The sequence below is a fragment of the Arthrobacter sp. NicSoilB8 genome (assembly GCF_019977355.1).
Lineage (GTDB): Bacteria > Actinomycetota > Actinomycetes > Actinomycetales > Micrococcaceae > Arthrobacter.
In genome coordinates, this window is record NZ_AP024655.1 from 4,551,384 (window position 1) to 4,570,168 (window position 18,785).

General features: G+C 68.5%; 15 protein-coding genes. 4 read left to right on the forward strand and 11 right to left on the reverse strand.

From position 1 onward, the window contains the following. Window positions 1-4: 4 nt before the first annotated feature. Window positions 5-1,480, reverse strand: a complete 1,476-nt coding sequence (locus tag LDO15_RS20610; RefSeq protein WP_223981908.1) for an APC family permease — start codon at window positions 1,478-1,480, stop codon at window positions 5-7. A 310-nt stretch (window positions 1,481-1,790) separates the two neighbouring features. Between LDO15_RS20610 and LDO15_RS20615 the strand changes: the two genes are divergently transcribed. Beyond that, on the forward strand, window positions 1,791-3,200 hold the full coding sequence (locus tag LDO15_RS20615) for an aldehyde dehydrogenase family protein (protein ID WP_223981909.1): 1,410 nt from the start codon (window positions 1,791-1,793) through the stop codon (window positions 3,198-3,200). On the opposite strand, the gene LDO15_RS20620 is transcribed toward LDO15_RS20615, so the two are convergent. From LDO15_RS20620 to LDO15_RS20655, 8 genes are all read right to left on the reverse strand, one after another. Then, a complete protein-coding gene (locus LDO15_RS20620) occupies window positions 3,190-5,385 on the reverse strand; it encodes an elongation factor G-like protein EF-G2 (protein WP_223981911.1) in 2,196 nt (731 codons plus the stop codon). The genes LDO15_RS20615 and LDO15_RS20620 overlap by 11 nt on opposite strands. Before the next feature lie 91 nt (window positions 5,386-5,476). Beyond that, window positions 5,477-5,875, reverse strand: a complete 399-nt coding sequence (locus tag LDO15_RS20625) for a hypothetical protein (protein ID WP_223981914.1) — start codon at window positions 5,873-5,875, stop codon at window positions 5,477-5,479. 321 nt (window positions 5,876-6,196) lie between these two features. After that, window positions 6,197-6,619, reverse strand: coding sequence for a helix-turn-helix transcriptional regulator (locus LDO15_RS20630; RefSeq protein ID WP_223981915.1), 423 nt, complete (start codon window positions 6,617-6,619; stop codon window positions 6,197-6,199). Between the two features lie 10 nt (window positions 6,620-6,629). After that, a complete protein-coding gene (locus tag LDO15_RS20635) occupies window positions 6,630-7,613 on the reverse strand; it encodes a DnaJ C-terminal domain-containing protein (RefSeq protein WP_223981917.1) in 984 nt (327 codons plus the stop codon). A gap of 313 nt (window positions 7,614-7,926) precedes the next feature. Next, entirely contained in the window at window positions 7,927-8,589 is a 663-nt protein-coding gene (locus tag LDO15_RS20640; protein WP_223981920.1) for a nucleotide exchange factor GrpE, read from the reverse strand. A gap of 2 nt (window positions 8,590-8,591) precedes the next feature. Continuing rightward, window positions 8,592-10,454 (reverse strand): molecular chaperone DnaK, encoded by a 1,863-nt coding sequence (gene dnaK / locus LDO15_RS20645; RefSeq protein WP_223981923.1) that lies wholly within the window; start codon window positions 10,452-10,454, stop codon window positions 8,592-8,594. Between the two features lie 413 nt (window positions 10,455-10,867). Next, complete coding sequence (locus tag LDO15_RS20650; RefSeq protein ID WP_223981926.1) at window positions 10,868-11,320, reverse strand: hypothetical protein; 453 nt, start codon at window positions 11,318-11,320, stop codon at window positions 10,868-10,870. Between the two features lie 91 nt (window positions 11,321-11,411). Next, window positions 11,412-12,203: a TetR/AcrR family transcriptional regulator gene (locus tag LDO15_RS20655; RefSeq protein WP_223981929.1), complete on the reverse strand. Its 792-nt coding sequence runs from the start codon at window positions 12,201-12,203 to the stop codon at window positions 11,412-11,414. A gap of 126 nt (window positions 12,204-12,329) precedes the next feature. On the opposite strand from LDO15_RS20655, the gene LDO15_RS20660 reads away from it, so the two are divergent. Continuing rightward, a complete protein-coding gene (locus tag LDO15_RS20660; RefSeq protein WP_223981932.1) occupies window positions 12,330-13,292 on the forward strand; it encodes an NAD-dependent epimerase/dehydratase family protein in 963 nt (320 codons plus the stop codon). A gap of 25 nt (window positions 13,293-13,317) precedes the next feature. Here LDO15_RS20660 and LDO15_RS20665 read toward each other — a convergent pair whose 3' ends face one another. Then, window positions 13,318-15,555 (reverse strand): MMPL family transporter, encoded by a 2,238-nt coding sequence (locus LDO15_RS20665; protein WP_223981935.1) that lies wholly within the window; start codon window positions 15,553-15,555, stop codon window positions 13,318-13,320. Window positions 15,556-15,878: 323 nt separating this feature from the next. Between LDO15_RS20665 and LDO15_RS20670 the strand changes: the two genes are divergently transcribed. Next, a complete protein-coding gene (locus LDO15_RS20670; protein WP_223987583.1) occupies window positions 15,879-16,364 on the forward strand; it encodes a MarR family transcriptional regulator in 486 nt (161 codons plus the stop codon). 27 nt (window positions 16,365-16,391) lie between these two features. On the opposite strand, the gene LDO15_RS20675 is transcribed toward LDO15_RS20670, so the two are convergent. After that, window positions 16,392-17,753, reverse strand: a complete 1,362-nt coding sequence (locus LDO15_RS20675; protein ID WP_223981937.1) for an APC family permease — start codon at window positions 17,751-17,753, stop codon at window positions 16,392-16,394. A 213-nt stretch (window positions 17,754-17,966) separates the two neighbouring features. Here LDO15_RS20675 and LDO15_RS20680 point away from each other — a divergent pair, with 213 nt between their 5' ends. Continuing rightward, the gene (locus LDO15_RS20680; protein ID WP_223981940.1) at window positions 17,967-18,782 is read left to right on the forward strand and encodes a methyltransferase domain-containing protein; all 816 of its coding nucleotides are present in this window, start codon (window positions 17,967-17,969) and stop codon (window positions 18,780-18,782) included. Window positions 18,783-18,785: the final 3 nt, after the last annotated feature.

Genomic DNA, 18,785 nt, shown 5'->3' on the forward strand with positions numbered 1-18,785 from the left:
CGAACTACATATCAGCCGCGAGCCCCGCAGCCGCGGCCTTGCGTTCCACACCCACTTCCACCAGCACGCCGGCCGCAAACACGATCGGGACCGCGATCAGCAGGCCCACGGCTGTTTCGGCATTCCCGCCGATCAGTGCGGTGAAGTTGCTGACCACTAGGTACAGCACCCAGGCAAGCAGCGCGGTGGCGAGCACGGGCGCCACCGCGGTCTGCCAGAGCTGGCCGGCCATCTTTTCGCGCCGGAAGTACGCCACGACGGCAAGGGAGCAAAGGACATACAGGACCAGAAGCGCCGCCACGGCCAGCCCGCTGAACCAGAAAAAGAGGGTGAGGACCGGATCCAGGGACAGCACGGCAAACGGCGCCACGAGCAGGAACGCGATCACGGTCTGGATCCGCGCGGCCACGGAGGGAGCCCTGTGCCGGTTGGTCCGGGCCACGACGCCGGGCATTGACCCGCGCAGCGCCAGCGAGTGGAGGTAACGGTTGATGCCGTTGTGGAAGGCGATGATGCCGGCCAGCAGGGACGTCACAAGCAGGATGCCGGTGGCGATGCCGGCCCACGGCCCGAACAGCTCCACCATCGGGGTCAGAACGAAGGAGGTGGAGTCGCCCGATTCAAGGGCAGCGCCGGCGGCATCGATGACGTGCGAGGGGCCGTAGTAGCTGACCAGCATCCACGAAATGAAGGAGAAGAAGACCGCGATGACCCCCACGGACAGGTACGTGGCACGGGCCACCGTGCGGTGGGCGTCCTTGGCCTCCGCCGAGTAGATGGCCGTCGATTCGAAGCCGAACATGGAGGCGACGGCGAACATGATGGCCACGCCCGGGGCGCCGGTGGCGATTGCCGCGGGAGAGAAGGACGCAGCCAGGCTGATTCCCTCCGGTCCGCCGCCGCGCATCAGCACGGTGAACCCGAACATGAGCAGGATCGCAACCTCGAGGCCCACGAGCAGCGCCAGGACCCGCGCCCCGAGCTCGATGTTGAGGGAACCCAGCACCTGCACGCCCGCCATGGTGACCACGGCCAGCAGCCACCAGGGGACCCCGATCCCGGCGGATCCGAGGAGCCCTGAGAATGCCGCGCCGTACAGGCCGTACATCGCTGCCTGGACCGTGCTGTAGGCGAGGAGGGCCAGCCACGCGGCTCCCGCTCCGATCTTCCGCCCGAACGCGGCCGTCACGTAGGCGTAGAAGGCGCCGTTGGCCTGGATCTTCCGGCTCATCGCGACGAACCCGACGGCGAAGATCACGATGACGATGCCCACCACGAGATACGCCCCGGGGGCGCCGGGACCGTTGCCGAGGGCCGCGGCCAGCGGTGAGGCGCCGACGATTCCGGTCAACGGCGCCTGGGCGGACAAGACGAAGAAGAGAATGCCCATGACGCCGACGCTGCCGGCGCGCAGGGCGGTGGAGTGCTCCGTGCGGGGACTGGATTCTGCGGTCCGGGACTCGGAATTTGAAATACTCATCGGATCCTTCTTAACGGTCATGAGTCTGAGATAGGGAGGTCTGAGAATGGGGGTGCTGAGCACCGTGAAATCCAGCATGGCAGGTGGCGCCCGTCACCCTTTTGTCGATCCGTGATCGGTTGTTGTTCCCCAGCGCAATGGAATCCAGCGCAATGGAATCCAGCGCGGCCGGAACCAGGGCCATCGGGATCCTTCGCAGTGGGTCAACTGCAGTTCGCGCAAAGACAAGACTGGGGCTCCGGCGCCGGAGGACACTCGGACGTGACAGTACGGCCACCAGTGCCTCAACTACTCGATGTGGAGTACCCCCATGGAAACCTACGACGCCCTTCTTGCCGCGATCGCCCCGACATCCGGGGAAACCCGGACCATCCTGGACCCCGCCACGGGGCAGCCGGTCGGGCAGGCGCCGGTCCACACCGTCCGGGACCTCGAGCAGGCCATCGCCGCCGCGGCAGCCGCGCAGCCCGAATGGGCCGCCCTGGGCCACGACGCCCGGTCCGCCGCGCTCCTGAAGGCCGCGGACGCCGTCGAACGCTCCGCCGAGGAACTCGCCCGTCTGCTCTCGCGCGAACAGGGCAAGCCGCTCAACGGCCCGAACGCTCGCTTCGAGGTCGGTGCCTGCGCCGCGTGGCTCCGCGCCGCCGCGGCCACGCCCCTGGACCCGGAGACCGTGGTGGACGACGGCGAAACCCGCGCCGAACTGCACTACCGGCCCATCGGCGTCGTCGGCGCGATCGGACCCTGGAACTGGCCCATGATGATCACCGTCTGGCAGCTCGCCCCCGCCCTGCGGATGGGGAACGCCGTCGTGGTCAAACCCTCCGAATACACCCCGCTCTCCGTCCTGGCCTTGGTCCACGTCCTGAACCAGGAACTCCCCGACGGCCTCCTCACCGCAGTCTCCGGCGGCCGCGACGTCGGCGAGGCCCTGGCCGGACACCCCGGAGTCGGCAAGATCATGTTCACCGGCTCCACCGCCACCGGCAAGGCCATCATCAAGTCCTCCGCCGAGACCGTCAAACGCCTCACCCTGGAACTCGGCGGCAACGACGCCGGCATCGTCCTGCCCGACGCCGACCCCAAAGCCATCGCCGAAGGCCTCTTCTGGGGCGCGTTCATCAACACCGGCCAGACCTGCGCGGCGCTCAAGCGCCTCTACGTTCACGACACCCTCTACGACGCTGTCTGCGCCGAACTCGCCACGGTCGCCGCCGCCATGCCGATGGGCAATGGCCTGGACGAGACCAACGTCCTGGGCCCGCTGCAGAACCGGCAGCAATACGACATCGTCGCCCGACTCGTGGACGCCGCCCGCGACTCCGGCGCCCGGATTCTCCTGGGCGGCGACCCGGACCCGGACCGGCCCGGCCACTTCTACCCGGCCACGCTCGTGGCGGACATCGAGAACAGCAACCCCCTCGTCACGGAGGAACAGTTCGGCCCTGCCCTGCCGATCATCCGCTACAGCACCGTCGACGAGGCCGTCGCCATGGCCAACGCCCTCGACGTCGGGCTCGGCGCCTCCGTCTGGTCCGCCGACCCCGCCGCGGCCCGCACGGTGGCGGCCCGGCTCGAGGCCGGCACCGTCTGGATCAACAAACACGGGGCCGTGGACCCCCGCATCCCCTTCGGCGGCGCCAAGCAATCCGGCTACGGCCTCGAATTCGGCGCCGAAGGCCTCAAAGCCCTCGGCGTCCCGCAAATCATCAACGGCTGACACCGTTCTTGTTAGGGGCCGCTGGTGCCGCGGTGGCGGGCACCGGTTCGTGGCGCAGGTAACTGCGCCGGAACCGGCCGCTGCCGGCGGTCAAGGCCCGCAGCTCCACCGCGTACCGCAACAGTTCCTGGTCCGGAACCTCGGCGCTGATCTCGGTGCTGTCATCCCCGGCGGACGTGGTTCCGGTCAGGCGGGCCCGGCGGGAGGAGAGGTCGCTCATCACGGCGCCCACGTGGTCCTCCGAAACGCTGATGGTCACGGCCGAGACCGGCTCCAGGAACTGAATGCGGGTTGCCGCCGCGGCTTCCCGGAGGGCCAGGGCCCCGGCGGCCTGGAAGGCCGCGTCGGAGGAGTCCACGCTGTGGGTCTTGCCGCCGACCAGTGTCACCCGGATGTCCACCACCGGGAATCCGGCGGAGACGCCCTTCTGCATCTGGGCCCGGACCCCCTTCTCGACCGAGGTGATGAACGGCCCGGGAATCACCCCGCCCACCGTTTTGTCGACAAACTCGAACCCGGCACCACGGTCCAGGGGCTCCACCTCGATGTCGCAGACGGCGTACTGTCCGTGGCCGCCGGATTGTTTGACATACCGCCCGTGGCCGGCCGCCGGCGCGGCGAATGTCTCCCGCAGCGGTGTGATGACCGGGACGGTCTGGAGGTTCACGCCCTGGTCCCGCAGCCTGCCCAGGACGACGTCGGCGTGCGCCTCGCCCATGCACCACAGGATCAGCTGGTGGGTTTCGGAGTTGCGTTCCACCCGCAACGTCGGGTCGCCGGCCGTGACCTTGCCCAGGTTCCGGGCCAGGGCGTCCTCGTCGCCGTGGGTGGCCGCTTCGATGGCCACCGGCATGAGCGGATCCGGCATGTCCCAGGGGGCGATCAGCAGCGGCAGGTCCTTGGCCGAAATCGTGTCGCCGGTTTCGGCGGTGCCGAGTTTGGTGAGGGCGCAGATATCCCCGGCCACGCAGAACGGGACCGGCCGCAGGCCCGATCCCAGCGGCGAGTACAGGTGCGTGATCCGCTCGTCGCTGTCGTGGTCCTCGTGGCCTCGGTCGGCCATGCCGCGGCCGCCCACATGGATGGCGGCGTCCTCCCGCACCGTGCCGGAGAAGACCCGCACCAGACAGACCCGGCCGAGGAACGGGTCGATCGTCGTGCGGACCACTTCGCCGAGCAGTGGCCCCTCGGGGTCGCAGGCCAGCGGGCCCGCAGCCCCGCCGTCGAGGTCCGTCGCCGCAGGAACGGCTCGCTCCGCGGGCGTCGGAAACCCGCGCACCAGGACGTCGAGCAGTTCAGCCAGGCCGAGTCCGGTTTCCGAGGACACCGGGAGCACCGGATGAAAGGACCCGCGGGCCACGGCTGTCTCCAGATCCGAGACAAGGACCTCGGGGGCGATGTCTTCGCCTCCGAGGTAGCGGTCCATGAGCGTCTCGTCCTCGCTCTCGGCAATGATCCCCTCGATGAGCGCGCCCCGCGCGGACTCGGATGCGGCGAGTTCGGCGCCGGTCGCGGCGCGGGTGGCGGGCGCCGGTTCGTCGGGAGCGTATTCGGACACTGTCCCGGTCAGCAGCCCCAGCAGGCCGGTGACGGCAGCGTCATCGCGGACCGGAAGGTAGAGCGGAAGGACGGTGTCGCCGAATGCCAGACGGCAGCGGGCGACGGCGGTGTCGAAATCCGCGCGCGGATGGTCCAGGCGGCTGATGACTACGGCACGCGGCATGGCGAGCCTTTGGCACTCACTCCAAAGCGCGGTGGTCGCGGCGTCGACGTCGTCGGTGGCTGAGACGACAAACAGCGCCGCATCCGCCGCACGCAACCCTGCGCGCAGCTCACCGATGAAATCCGTGTAGCCCGGGGTGTCCAGCAGGTTGATCTTGATGTCCCCGGCCGTCACGGGCACCACGGCCAGCGCCACGGAGCGCTGCTGCGCGATGGCGGAGGGATCCGAATCGCTCACGGTCGTGCCGTCGGCGATCGAGCCTTTGCGCGCGATCGCCCCCGTGGCGGCCAGCAGGGCCTCGGTGAGCATCGTCTTTCCGGAACCGGAATGCCCCACGAGGGCCACATTGCGGATCCTGTCCGGCTGCTCCGGCGGCGCGGCGCCGTTGGCGTCGGCGCGCCGTAGATCAGACGTGCCCCGGACCGGACTCCTCGACGGAGCCTTGGCGCCCTTCGACGGCATGAGAACCTCCTGGCGTCGCATCCACTCGTGCCCTGCAGGGCCTTGTGTTAAGGATTGGACACCCTGGAACGCCCGGACAGCAAGGGCTTTTTCACGCCGCGGCCGGAGCAACCAGGGACCGGGAGGCCGCCCGGTCCCGGAGCCAACGGCCCAGAGCCTTGCCTTTGCCCTTCCACCAGCTGTCTTCATCGGTGTCATGGTGCCAGCGGAAGATCACGGCCACCATGACGAAGACCCCTGAGGCGACGTCCATCCAGGAACCGGAGGCGGCATCGATGAGCACGCTGAACGCCATGACCCCAATGGAAGGCAGGGCCAGCGTGCGGAAGACGGTGTTGGCCACATACCGGCGGTGAGACCGCGGCACGGACACTGCGCGGACGAAGTCGAAGCACACGCATACGACCACGAGGGTCTGCCCCAGGGTCATCAGGATGGCCCCCGGCAGGGAGGTGGCAAACAGGACGGCCGGCTGGAATCCCGTGCTCATGGCGCCTGCGGATCAAACGTGGACGGATCACCCGTGGTTGGATCCAAAATGGCTGAATTCAAAATGGCTGAATCAAATCTGGCTGAATCATGCATGCGGTGCCCCCCGGCGTCTGCGCTGCTCGGCTGGCCCCGCACCCGGACTTCCCGCAGAAGCTGTGAGTACGTCATGCCAGTCTTTCTGACACCCCAATTCAACGCGGGATCCCGGCAGGACGTCACGCGAAGGAGGTACCCGACTATCGGACGGTTCGTTACCTGCTTAGGTTCCGGTGTACTCAGTTCGCTGCTGCGGCTACGTGCCGGGGCGCCCCCGGTGGTCCTAGTCGATTCCCCGCGGTCGCCAGACCACGAGCGCCTGCGACCTCGCCTGGGGGCGCTTACCGCGGGCCAGGCTGACGACGTCGCCCGCGGCTCCCGCGGCGAAGATGCGCGAGTCCACGGGGCGGGGGCGACGTTCGAGTTCTTCACTGAGCTCGGTGACGCGCCGTTGCAGGGCGGCCACCTGGTTCTCGAGCTGAAGGATCCGCTTGATGCCCTCCAGCGAGACCCCCTCCTGGGAGAGCCGCTGGACCTCGCGGAGCATGTTCACGTCCCGTTGCGAGTAGCGCCGCGACTTACCGGGCGCGCGGCTGGGCGAGACGATCCCCAACCGGTCGTACTGGCGCAGCGTCTGCGGGTGCATGTCCGCGAGCTCGGCGGCTACGGAGATGACGAAGATCGGCTGATCGAAATCGATGGCCATGGCTGGGCTCCTAGAGCCGGGCCTTGGCTGCCAGGCCCGCGCGGAGGTCCTCCCCGGCGGTTGCCGCGGCGAAGGCCTTCACGGCTTCCTCCGCTTCCTTGTTCAGCCGCCGCGGAACAGCGACGTCGATTGTCACCAGCAGATCGCCGGCGCCGCTGGCGTGCTTGACGCCGCGGCCCTTGACGCGCAGCGTACGGCCGGACGGCGTCCCGGCGGGGACCCTGACCTTCACCTTGTCGCCGTCGATCGTCGGGACCTCGACGTCGGCACCCAGGGCCGCTTCCGGGAAGGAGACCGGGACGTGGACGCGGAGGTTGTCGCCGTCGCGGACGTAGAAATCATGCGGCTTCACGGAGACGGTGACCATGAGGTCGCCGTTCCCGGCGGGACCGTACTGGCCCTTGCCGCGGACGCGGACCTTTTGCCCGTCCTTGATACCGGCCGGAATCCGGACGTCGATGACCTCGCCGTCGGGTTCGCGCAGCCCGATCGTGGTGCCGCGGATTGACCCGGCAAAGGAGATCGACGTGGAGGCGGTGCGGTCGGCCCCCTTCTGGGGACCGCGCTGGAACGACTGGCCCCCGCCGCCGAATCCGCCGCCGCCGAACAGATCCGCGAACTCGGGCGGAATCCCGCCGGCGGTGCTGTAGCCGCCGGAATGACGTCCCCCGCCGCCGGTGAAGAGGCCGCCGAAGAGGTCTTCGAAGCCCGCCCCGCCGGCAGCCCCGCCGCCACCGCCGGGGGCAAAGCGTGCGCCGCCGCCCATCGCGCGGATGGCATCATACTGCTGGCGCTCATCGGCGTCCGAGAGCACGGAATAGGCCTCGGAGATGTCCTTGAACTTCTTCTCCGACGCCGTGTTGCCCGCATTGGTATCCGGGTGGTGCTGCCGGGCAAGTTTCCGGTAAGCCTTCTTGATATCAGCGTCGGAAGCGTCCTTGGCGACACCAAGGATCTTGTAGAAGTCCTTGTCCACCCAATCCTGGCTAGCCAATGGCGTTTCCTTTCAAATCTGTTCTTGCCGAGCTCTCCGCGATACGTGGGCCCCCGCCCCTTCGCCGGGTGGCTTGGGATCTGCGATCCCAAGCCACCCGGCTTCGACAGGCCCGATGCCACTCCCGGGGCCCATGTATCGCTCCGAGCTTGTGATCATCTCACCTTAGGCGACGCGAACGCTGAACGCCGTAGCGGATGAGGGGGCCCGGGAGTGGCATCGGGCCTGCCGGAGCGTGGCGGCTATGGTCCGCAGGACCTTAGCCGCCACGCGCAGGGGCGGGGTCCCCTCATCCGCGAAGGCGTGGAGGAGACTACGCCGGTACTGCCACGATTACCTGTGCCGCTCGGAGGACGCGGTCTCCGGACTTGTAGCCCGAGCGCAGGACCTGGCTGACGGTGTCGAATTCGATGTCCGTGCCGGGCTGCTGGATGAGGGCCTCGTGGATCGTGGGATCGAACTCCACGCCGGTCTCATCAATGCGGACCAGTCCGTACGTCTTCAGCGCGGTCTCCAGCTTGGCGGCGATCGCGGCGAAAGGACCGTCCGTGAGGTCGCCGTGCTGGCGGGCGGCGTCGACGTCGTCCAGTACCGGGAGCAGGGAGTTCAGGACGCCGATGACGGCCATCTCCCCTGCCACGGCGCGGTCGCGTTCGACCCGCTTGCGGTAGTTGACGTACTCGGCCTGCAGGCGGCGAAGGTCATCCCTGAGCTCCTCCGCCTCGGCCGCGCCGGGTGCACCCTGGGCCACCGACTCCGCGGCGGGCACCTCAACGCTGTTGAGGATGTCCTCCGCCTGGGACAGGGCGTCCCCGGAGCCGGCGTGCTCCTGGTTGGGGTGGCGGGCCTGGCCGGTCTTCGGGTCAACCTTGCGGTTGTCGTGGATCACCGGCTTCTGCGGCTCGTTCTCCCGCTGTTCAGCCTCGCGCCGGCTCTCGGAAGAACCGTGCTCTTCTTCGTTACCGTGATGCGGCATGATTACTTCTTCTCGTCTTCGTCAACGATTTCGGCGTCGACGATGTCCTCGTCGGAGCCCGCTGCCTGCTCGCCTGCGGGGGCACCATGTGCGCCGGTGGCGCCGTCGGGGGATCCTGCGTGAGCGTAGATGGCCTCGCCGAGCTTGCTCTGGGAAGCCTGCAGCTTCTCAAACGCGGTCTTCACGGCGGCGTCATCGGTGCCTTCGAGGGCCTTCTTGAGGGCGTCGACGTCGGCCTTGACCTCTGTCTTGACCTCTTCGGGCAGCTTGTCGGCGTTGTCGGCGATCAGCTTGTCCACGGAGTAGGCGAGCTGTTCGGCCGTGTTGCGGGTGTCGGTTGCCTCGCGGCGTGCCTTGTCCTCGGCGGCGTGCTCTTCGGCGTCACGGACCATGCGGTCGATGTCTTCCTTGGAGAGCGCGGTGCCGCCGGTGATTGTCATCGACTGTTCCTTGCCGGTGCCCTTGTCCTTCGCCGAGACGTGCACGATGCCGTTGGCGTCGATGTCGAAGGTGACCTCGACCTGCGGGACGCCGCGGGGGGCCGGAGCAATGCCGGTCAGCTCGAACGTGCCCAGCGGCTTGTTGTCGCGGGTGAACTCACGCTCGCCCTGGAAGACCTGGATGGCCACGGACGGCTGGTTGTCATCCGCCGTGGTGAAGGTTTCGCTCCGCTTGGTGGGGATGGCCGTGTTGCGCTCGATCAGGTGCGTCATGATGCCGCCCTTGGTTTCGATGCCGAGGGACAACGGGGTGACGTCGATCAGGAGCACGTCCTTGCGCTCACCCTTGAGGACACCGGCCTGCAGGGCAGCGCCGACGGCGACGACCTCATCCGGGTTGACGCCCTTGTTGGGCTCCTTGCCGCCGGCCAGTTCCTTCACGAGGTCATAGACGGCCGGCATGCGGGTGGAACCGCCGACGAGCACGATGTGGTCAATCTCGGAGAGCTTGATGCCGGCTTCCTTGATGACGTCCTGGAACGGCTTCTTGGTGCGGTCCAGCAGGTCCTTGGTGAGGTCCTGGAACTTGGCGCGGGTCAGCTGCTCGTCCAGGTGGACCGGGCCGTCGGGGGTGACGGACAGGTACTGGAGGGAGACGTTGGTGCTGGAGGAGGAGGAGAGCTCCTTCTTGGCCTGCTCGGCAGCTTCGCGGAGGCGCTGCAGGGCAATCTTGTCCTTGGTGAGGTCGATGCCCTTGACCTTGAGCTGGTTCAGCAGGTAGTCCACGACGCGCTGGTCCCAGTCGTCGCCGCCGAGGTGGTTGTCACCGGCGGTGGCGCGGACCTGGATGGTGGAGAAGTTGTCTTCGTCCTTGCCGACCTCCAGGAGGGAGACGTCGAAGGTTCCGCCGCCGAGGTCGAAGACCAGGATGAGTTCGTCTTCCTTGCCCTTGTCCAGGCCATAGGCCAGGGCAGCCGCGGTGGGCTCGTTGACGATGCGCAGGACGTTCAGGCCGGCGATTTCGCCGGCTTCTTTCGTGGCCTGGCGCTGGGCGTCGTTGAAGTAGGCCGGGACGGTGACGACCGCGTCGGTGACCTTTTCACCGAGGTAGGACTCGGCGTCGTTCTTCAGCTTCATGAGGATACGGGCGGAGATTTCCTGCGCCGTGTACTTCTTGTCGTCAATGGCGACGGTCCAGTCGGTGCCCATGTGGCGCTTGACGGACGCGATGGTGCGGTCAATGTTGTTGACGGCCTGGCGCTTGGCGATCTCGCCGACGAGGACCTCGCCGGACTTGGAGAAGGCAACAACGGACGGCGTGGTGCGGCCGCCCTCGGCGTTGGCAATGACGGTGGGCTCGCCACCTTCGAGAACGGAGACGACGGAGTTAGTGGTTCCGAGGTCGATACCTACTGCACGTGACATGGGTTGCTTCCTTACTTTCCTTGGAATCTTTGAGAAGGCCGCGGACCCGCAGAGGTTTCAACCGAAAAGGTCTAAACCAGGGGCCCGACAGTTATTGAGCGATCTACACTCAACTTTACCCAGACCCGGAATTAAGTCAATCCAAAGTTGAGCGACATCGACTCAACTTTGGATTCGGCGCGGTCCGCGGCCGCTCTTCATCGCCCGATTTCCCCGGGTTTCAGGCCATCCGGCGCTTTCCAGGGCAGCGTTTCGCCCTGCGCGAACCCGTGCCGCGCACCGGACCGCACGTCGGACCGCACACCGGATCTCGCGCCGGATCTCGCGTTGCGCCGGGCCCGGCGTTGTTCTCTTTCTGGTCGCGCCTGGTTTTCGTCAGGCCTGGTTCTCGTCAGGCCTGGTTCTCGTCCCGCCTAATTCTCGTCCTGCCGGGTGTCGTCCGCGGAGGAGGTGCCGGCTTCCGGCCCGCCGAGGCGCCGCCCGTCGGCCGTACCGGCAGTGCCATAGTCCCCCTCCGGATACTCCCCTTCCTCGGCGACGGCGGCGGGCTCGCCGGCAACCCCGGCGTCGCCGTAGTCACCCTCGGGATAATCGCCTTCAACCTCGCTGACGGCGGCCCCTCCGGCCAGGCCGGCATCGCCGTAGTCCCCCGTCGCATATTCCCCCTCGACGGCGGTGGGCGGAACCTCGCCCGTCGTGCCGGCGGAGCCGTAGTCACCCTCGACATACTGCCCCTCGGCCAGGGCCGGCTCTGGCTCACCCTCCGCGGCGCCCGCTTCGACACCCCCCTCGGCGTGGACCGACGCCTGCTTTCCGGTGATGTTCTCGTCAGGCATGTTTTCGTCAGGGACGTTTTCTTCGGACATTGATGGGTCCTTCCTGGAAGCATCGGGCGCGCCCGTGCGGGCGCAGGGGCAGTCTATCGAGCGCCACCCCGGGGCAACAGGGGGCTCCGGATTACGGGGCGGCGGCGCCCGCCGGCAGTCCGGCGACGTCGGCCAGCACCGCGAGATGGTGGTCGAAGAGCTGCCCGCGGTCAGTGAACGTTTCCTCGCCGTACTGGCCAAAGACCTCGAAGCTGACCGCCCCGAAGAGCGAGGTCCAGGCCAGGGCGCCGCGGGCCAGGAGGTCATCCGGGACGGCCAAACCGAACTCCGCCCGGATCGCTGCCAGGTCCCCGGCCAGTCCGGCTGCCACGGCAGGGCCCCGCAGGCCCCTCGCCGAAAGCTTCCCGGCCCGGAAGGCGCCGTCGAGGATCGCCATCAGGGCAGAAATCACCCGGGTCCCGGGGCCGGTGGTCCGCTCTGCGGGCGCCCGATAGCCAGGCACCGGACTGCCGAAGAGAAGTCCGTAGCGGGCGGGTTCGCGCAGCGCCCAGTCCCGGACCGCGCGGCCCAGGGCCGCAAACCGGCCGCCGAAGTCACCCTCCGGCACCGCCCCGACGGCGGCATCCACCTCGTCGCCGAGTTCGTTGTACGCGTCAATCAGGAGAAGGGTCAACAGTTCCTCCCTGCTCTCCACATAACGGTAGACCGCCGAGGAGACGACGCCAAGATCCCGGGCGACGGCGCGGAGGGACAGCGCGGCGGCCCCGTGCAGCGCCAGATGCTCCCGGCCAAGCCGGAGGATGTCGGCGACGGTCCTGGCGCGGGCCCGCTCGCGCGGCGTGAGGGGCCGGGAAACTGCGGCGGCGGCGGGGCCGGCCGCCGTGGCGGCCTCGACGGCGGATGTGGTCCTGTCCTCTGGCATGCGTCCAGCATTCCATAAACAAGAGCACTGTCAACAAATGTGAGCACTGCTCTTGACTTGGCTCGTCCGGCGGCGCATCTCTGAATTCAGAGAGCACTGCTCTCATAACTTTCTAAGGAGATCGGAATGTCACAATCTGTCCCCTCCGGGCGTCAATCGCCCCGGCTGTACGTCGTCACGGGAGCCGGACCGGTCGGCTGGACGGTAGCGGAACAACTGGCCGGGGCGGGCCACCGCGTGCGCATCCTGACGCGGTCCGGGAGCGGGCCCTCGCACCCGCAGGTCGAAAAAAGGCCGATGGATGTTTCGGACCCTGCCGGGCTCGGCGAAGCCTTCCGCGGGGCGGCGGCAGTCTTTCATTGCATCCACGGCTCGCGGTACAACGCCGAGGTCTGGGCAAGGGAGCTGCCGGCAGCAGAGCAGAGCGTGCTCACCGCGGCGGGCGAGGCGGGCGCCGTCGTCGTCTTCCCGGAAAGCCTGTATTCCTATAGCGCGCCGGACCGGCCGATGACTGAGGAGGGCCCGCGCGGGGCCCGGGGCGGCAAGCGAGGGGTCCGCACGGCGCTCCTGAAGGCCCGCGCGGAGTCCGCCACGGACACCGTGAGCGTGGTGGCGAGCGATTTCTTCGGGCCGCGGGTCCGCGGTGCGCACGCCGGCGAGCGCATGGTGAAGCCGGTGCTGGCAGGCAAGTCCCTGATGGTGATCGGACGGGCGGACCAGCCGCATACTTTTACGTACGTTCCGGACCTCGCGGCCGCCATGATTGCGGCCGCGGACCGGCCGCAGCTGTGGAACCGGGTGTGGCATGCACCGAGCGGGCCTGCGCTAAGCCAGCGTGAAATCGCGGGGGCCCTCGCCAACGCCGCCGGCGCCCGGGCACCGCGGGTCACGGCACTCCCCGGCTGGGCGCTCCGGACGGCGGGGGTCTTTTCCTCCGACATGCGTGAACTGGCGGAGACGCTGTACCAGTTCGAGCGCCCGTTTGTGATGGACTCCGCCGCGAGCCAGGCCGCGCTGGGACAGGCGCCGACCCCGCTGAACGAAGCAGCCGCCGCGACTGTGGCCTGGTGGGGGGTCCAGAAACAGTGACGGCGGCTGCGGTTTTCGGTTTTGCCTAGCGGACCCCGGCCTCCTCATTTTCGGCCGGCCGGGAGGACGGGATTCCGCCGCGGGCCGCGGCGTCGTTCCCGGGCCGGCCGAGCTTGCCGGGCCACCACAGGCGCGGGCCGATGTCGTAGGCCAGCGCGGGTACCAGCAGCGAGCGGACCAGCACAGTGTCCAGCAAGACGCCGAACGCGACGATGAAGGCCAGCTGCACCAGGAACATGATCGGGATGACTCCCAGGGCCGCGAAGGTGGCCGCGAGGACCACGCCCGCCGAGGTGATGACACCGCCCGTCACGCCGAGGCCGCGCAGGATGCCGGGCCGGGTGCCGTGCTTGAGCGATTCCTCCCGGACCCGGCTCATGAGGAAAATGTTGTAGTCGACGCCCAGTGCCACGAGGAAGACGAAGCCGAACAGGGGCACCGTCGCGTCCGCTCCGGGGAAGCCGAAGACGTTGTTGAACACGAAGGCTGAGACGCCCATCGCCGCGGCGTAGGAAAGGACCACGGAGGCGACCAGCAGGACCGGCGCCAGCACCGAGCGCAGCAGCAGCATGAGGATCACCAGGATGACGCCCAGGACCACCGGGATGATGGTGACGAGGTCGCGCTGGGCAGTGGTGTTCGTATCCAGGGCCGTGGCCGTCACGCCGCCGACCAGCACGCCGCCGTCGACCTCCTTCAGCTCCCGGCGGAGCGACACCACGACATTCTCGGCTTCGGTGGAGTCCGCGGCGTAGTTCAGCGTCGCGTTGATCAGGACCCTTCCGTCGCGGATCGCCGGGGAAGCCGGGGCTGTCGGTGCCGCCGGGGCGCCCGGGATGGCCGCGGCTCCGGTCATGATGGGGACGCCGCCGTCGGCCAGCAAGTAGGCGTCTCCGACGCCGTCGCTGGTCTTGACCTTGGCCAGCACGTCCTGTGCCCTGTCCGCGTCGGCCACGATCACCGCGGGGCTCCCGGACCCGGCGTCGAAGTGCCGGCCGAGGGCGTCCTGGCCGTCGACGGCGTTGGAGGCAGTGAGGATGACGTCTGTCTGCGCGACGCCGTTGGCCTTGAGCTGCAGGATGCCGGTGCCCGCCACGAGGAGCAGCAGGACCGAGGCGACCCAGACCGTGCGCGGCCGGCGGGAAACGAGCGAGCCGGTGGCCCGCCAGATTCCCTTCTGGCCCTCCAGCCCGGTGACCAGTTCGGCTTCCCGCTCGGTCTCCGGGAGCAGCTTGGGCCGGAACGGCCAGAACGCGGCCCGGCCCAGCAGTGCCATCAGGGCCGGCAACAGGGTCAGGGCCGCCAGGAGCGCGCAGAGGATGCCCGCCGCCGCCACCGGGCCGAGAGCCTTGTTGGAGTTGAGGTCGGAGAACAGCAGGCAGAGCAGCGCAATGATCACGGTGGCTCCGGAGGCAAGGATCGGCTCCCAGGCCGCCTTCCACGCGGTGATGGCGGCGGCCGTCCGGTTCTTGGTGTGGGTCAGGGCTTCGCGGAACCGGGCCACGTACAGCAGGGCATAGTCGGTGGCGGCGCCGATCACCAGGATGGACAGGATGCCCTGGCTTTGGCCGTTCAGCTGGATCCAGCCGGCCTTGGCCATGCCGAACACCAGCAGGATCGAGGCGCAAAGCGCGAACACGGAGGTGAACAGCACCATGACGGGCAGCAGCAGGGAGCGGTAGACGACCAGCAGGATCAGGAATACGGCGCCGAGGGCCACGAGCAGCAGGATGCCGTCGATGCCGGCGAAGGCACTCACCAGGTCCGCGATAAGTCCGGCCGGTCCGGTCACGAAGGTCCGCATTCCTGCCGGGGCGGACGCCTGGACCTCGCTCCGCAGTTCCTTGACCACCGTCTTTACTTCCGCCGAGGAATCGATGGGCACCACGAACTGGACCGCTTTGGCGTCCTCGGACGGGATGGGGCCGATCACGGTACTCCCGGCCTGAAGGTCCTCCAGCCTGCCCTTGAGGGCTGCCGCCTCGCCGAGCTGGGCCGGGGTGAAGGCGGAGTCGCTTTCCACCACAATCACGGCGGGAATTTCCTTGGAGTCGCGGAATTTGGCCTGCCAGTCCTGGGCTTCGGTGGCCTCGGCCCCGGCGGGAAGAAATGAAGCCTGATCGTTCGATGACACCTCACTGAGACGGCCGAATGTCGGGCCCCCGATGCCGGCAATCGCCAGCCAGGCCACGACGAGCACGGCGGGGATCAGCCAACGCAGCCAGAACGGGACGCGCGGCGTAATGGGCGAATTCGTTTTCATGGGTCCTTCTAGGGTGCGCTGCGGAGTGGGACAGGGAATCAGCTCTATAGTAGACTATCTCTATCATGGAGATAACCCGGCGGCGCGGATTAGCGGAGGAGAATGGAAGGGACGGCCGGCGTCCGGCCGCTGCGCGGACACTGCAGTAGACTCCCGAAGGCGCCGTCGACAGTGCCGACCTGCCACGGTCAGACCGCCGCGGCAGGATCTAGGGACGAAGGAGGTCCGCCGTGTCAGCCGAATCCCTGGGCCCGCCCGAAGCCGCGGTCTCATCCGAAAACACAGTCCCCCCCGAAGCCGCCGGTCCGCCGCCCCTCGTCCGGATCCTGCAGGAATTCACCCTCGAGGCCAACCGCTACGTGGACTCCGCCGGCGGCCGCAATGACATGCACCGCACGGATCTCAACGCCCTTGCCGTCATCATGCGGCACGCGGCCCGGGACCAGATCGTCACCCCGGGATTGCTCAGGAGAGAGCTGAACCTCAGCTCCCCTGCCACTACGGCCCTAATCGACCGGCTCCACAGTTCCGGCCACGTGGTCCGCGAGCGCGAGGGGGCTGACCGCCGCCAGGTGCAGCTGCGCATGACCCCCAAGGCCTACCGGGACGGCGGCGCGATGTTCCTTCCGCTGGCCCGCCACATGGGCGCGGCGATGGCGAACTTCACCCCGGAGGAACTGGAGATCGTCACCCGGTTCATGAACTCCATGATCGATGCCACCGTCCGGGCCGGCGAGGAAGCGGCCCGCGGCCCGATCCCGGAGCAGGCACAGGAACAGGATCAGCGGCAGGGGCAGCACCCCGGCTGATGCGCGGCTACGTCGCAGCCCGTGGTGTCACGGGCGGGCGGCAGCCTGCGACCGGCCACGAGGGACCGCTTCCGCCAGCAAGGGAGGCACCGTCACCGGCGTCGTCACCCGTTCCGGGGCCACACCAAAACGCCTGCCGACGCCGACGGCGGCGGCTGCCAGTACCAGCGGGACCACCAGGGCCCAGCCGCTGAAGAGCAGCACCGCCACCATGACGGCCGCCGCGACGATCACGCCGTACCAGGCGGCCGTGCGCGGCTGCAGCAGCCGGATGCCGGCGGCCAGGCCGAACGCGGTGACAGCAGTGAAACACGCCGACGCGGCCCCGATCTGGAACTGCATGTCGGTGAGTCCGCCAACGGCCGCGGCGAAGGACAACAGCGTCAGGACGGCCAGTGTTGCCAGGCTTCCGGCCGGGACCTGTCCCCGGCCCGCGCCCCGGGCGAGGTCACGCGGCAGCACGCCGTCGGACGCCAAGGCAGCCCCGAGCCGGCTGGCGCCGGCCACGAAGGTGTTGATAGGACCGAAGGTCAGCACGGCGGCGGCGACGGCGGTGAGCGGGGCCGCCAGTGAGCCCAGCCCCTTCTCCAGCAGGTCCGCGATGGGCACCGCCGAGGCGGGAAGCCGCGGTCCGAGGACGGCCACCGAGGCGGCGACGACCCCGATGTAGACGGTGCCGACCACAATCAGGGTGAGCCAGGTGGCCCGGCGGAGATCGCGCTCGGGATTCCGGAATTCCCCGGCAAGGTGGGAAACGGCCTCCCAACCGGCGAAGCAGAAGAACAGCAGGCTCGCGGCCCCGCCGACCGCCCAGTAGCCGTGCGGCGCGAAGGGCTGGAAATTCTCCGCTTTCGCGTGGGGAGCCGCGAGAGCGACGGCGAGCGCGAGCAGTCCCACAAGCAGCACCATGAGCGCGAGTTGGATGCGGCTGGAAACCCTGAGCCCGACGGCGTTGCTCGCGAAGGCGGCAAGCAGGATCACTGCCGCCGCGAGGACCGCGGTTTCCCGTCCGCCGCCGAGGGCGTGGGCGATGTAATTGCCGCCGATCACCGCCGTGGCCGGGGCACCGAAGGGGATTGAAAAGTAGAAGAGGTATCCGGCCACCACCGAGGCACGGCGCCCGAAGGCGCGTTTGACGAAGTGCGCGATCCCTCCGGCGTCGGGCTGCTGGCGGCTCATTTCGGCGAAGCTGAAGGCGACCGGGGTGCAGAACACCAGCAGGAGGGCCCACGCCAGGAGCGATGCCGGGCCCGCTTCCTTGGCCGCGATGGCGGGGAGCACCAGGACGCCCGAGCCGAGGATCGCCCCGACATAGATTCCGGTGGCCCGGAACAGGCCCAGTCCCTTGGCGCCGCTGTTGCTGTTGTTGTTGCTCTTGTTGCTTTCCACTCCTCTAATCATCCGCAGAACCTCGGACGCCGGAAGCGGCAAAACTGACGGCCAGCCGCAAAAAACTGCCTGCCGGCACGGGACCCCGGCTGCGCCCCCGCCTTCCCCAACTAGCTAGCAGCAGGGGCCGTTTTGGGGGCTCAAAACGGCCCCTGCTGCTAGCTAGTTGGGTGGGTGCACCCATTTCCGATCGCGGGAGGGTAGCGTTCCATTATGAGTGCGCAGCAGCCTGACGATGTGTACACGCACGGCCACCACGAGTCGGTGGTCCGTGCCCATGCTTCCCGCACGGCGGAGAACTCGGCAGCGTTCGTGCTTCCGTACCTCACGCCCGGCGTGTCCGTGCTCGACGTCGGCTGCGGTCCGGGCAGCATCACGTGCGACTTCGCGGAGCTGGTGGCGCCGGGCAGGGTCACGGGCCTTGACCGCTCCCCCGACATCATCGCCCAGGCAACCGCCCTCGCCGTCGAGCGCGGCGTGGAAAATGTCCACTTTGGGACCGGCAACGTCTACGACCTCGACTTCCCGGACGAGTCGTTCGACGTCGTCCACGCCCATCAGGTCCTCCAGCACCTCACGGACCCCGTCGCGGCCCTGCGGGAGATGCGCCGGGTGGCCAAGGCCGGCGGCATCGTGGCGGTGCGCGACGCCGATTTCCACGGCATGAGCTGGTACCCGGCCATCCCGGAACTCGACGACTGGATGGAGCTCTACCAGCGCATCGCCCGCCGCAACGGCGCCGAGCCCGATGCCGGCCGCCGGCTCGTGTCCTGGGCCCAGGCTGCCGGGTTCACGGACGTGGCGCCGTCGAGCAGCAACTGGCTCTACGCCACCGGGCAGCAGCGGCGCTGGCAGGCCCGGGTGTGGGGCGAGCGGGTGCTGCATTCCTCCTTTGCGGACCAGGCGCTCGAGTACGGCTTCGCCAGCGAGGCGGACCTGGCCCGGATTTCCGCGGGCTGGCACCGGTGGGGCTCCACCGACGACGGATGGTTCCTGATTCCCAACGGTGAAGTCATCGCCAGGGCGTGATGC

Bases quoted from the DNA above. Each gene is read 5' to 3' on its own strand.
- LDO15_RS20610 (WP_223981908.1), bottom strand. From the start codon at position 1,480: ATGAGTATTTCAAATTCCGAGTCCCGGACCGCAGAATCCAGTCCCCGC.
- LDO15_RS20615 (WP_223981909.1), top strand. From the start codon at position 1,791: ATGGAAACCTACGACGCCCTTCTTGCCGCGATCGCCCCGACATCCGGG.
- LDO15_RS20620 (WP_223981911.1), bottom strand. From the start codon at position 5,385: ATGCCGTCGAAGGGCGCCAAGGCTCCGTCGAGGAGTCCGGTCCGGGGC.
- LDO15_RS20625 (WP_223981914.1), bottom strand. From the start codon at position 5,875: ATGAGCACGGGATTCCAGCCGGCCGTCCTGTTTGCCACCTCCCTGCCG.
- LDO15_RS20630 (WP_223981915.1), bottom strand. From the start codon at position 6,619: ATGGCCATCGATTTCGATCAGCCGATCTTCGTCATCTCCGTAGCCGCC.
- LDO15_RS20640 (WP_223981920.1), bottom strand. From the start codon at position 8,589: ATGCCGCATCACGGTAACGAAGAAGAGCACGGTTCTTCCGAGAGCCGG.
- dnaK (WP_223981923.1), bottom strand. From the start codon at position 10,454: ATGTCACGTGCAGTAGGTATCGACCTCGGAACCACTAACTCCGTCGTC.
- LDO15_RS20650 (WP_223981926.1), bottom strand. From the start codon at position 11,320: ATGTCCGAAGAAAACGTCCCTGACGAAAACATGCCTGACGAGAACATC.
- LDO15_RS20655 (WP_223981929.1), bottom strand. From the start codon at position 12,203: ATGCCAGAGGACAGGACCACATCCGCCGTCGAGGCCGCCACGGCGGCC.
- LDO15_RS20660 (WP_223981932.1), top strand. From the start codon at position 12,330: ATGTCACAATCTGTCCCCTCCGGGCGTCAATCGCCCCGGCTGTACGTC.
- LDO15_RS20665 (WP_223981935.1), bottom strand. From the start codon at position 15,555: ATGAAAACGAATTCGCCCATTACGCCGCGCGTCCCGTTCTGGCTGCGT.
- LDO15_RS20680 (WP_223981940.1), top strand. From the start codon at position 17,967: ATGAGTGCGCAGCAGCCTGACGATGTGTACACGCACGGCCACCACGAG.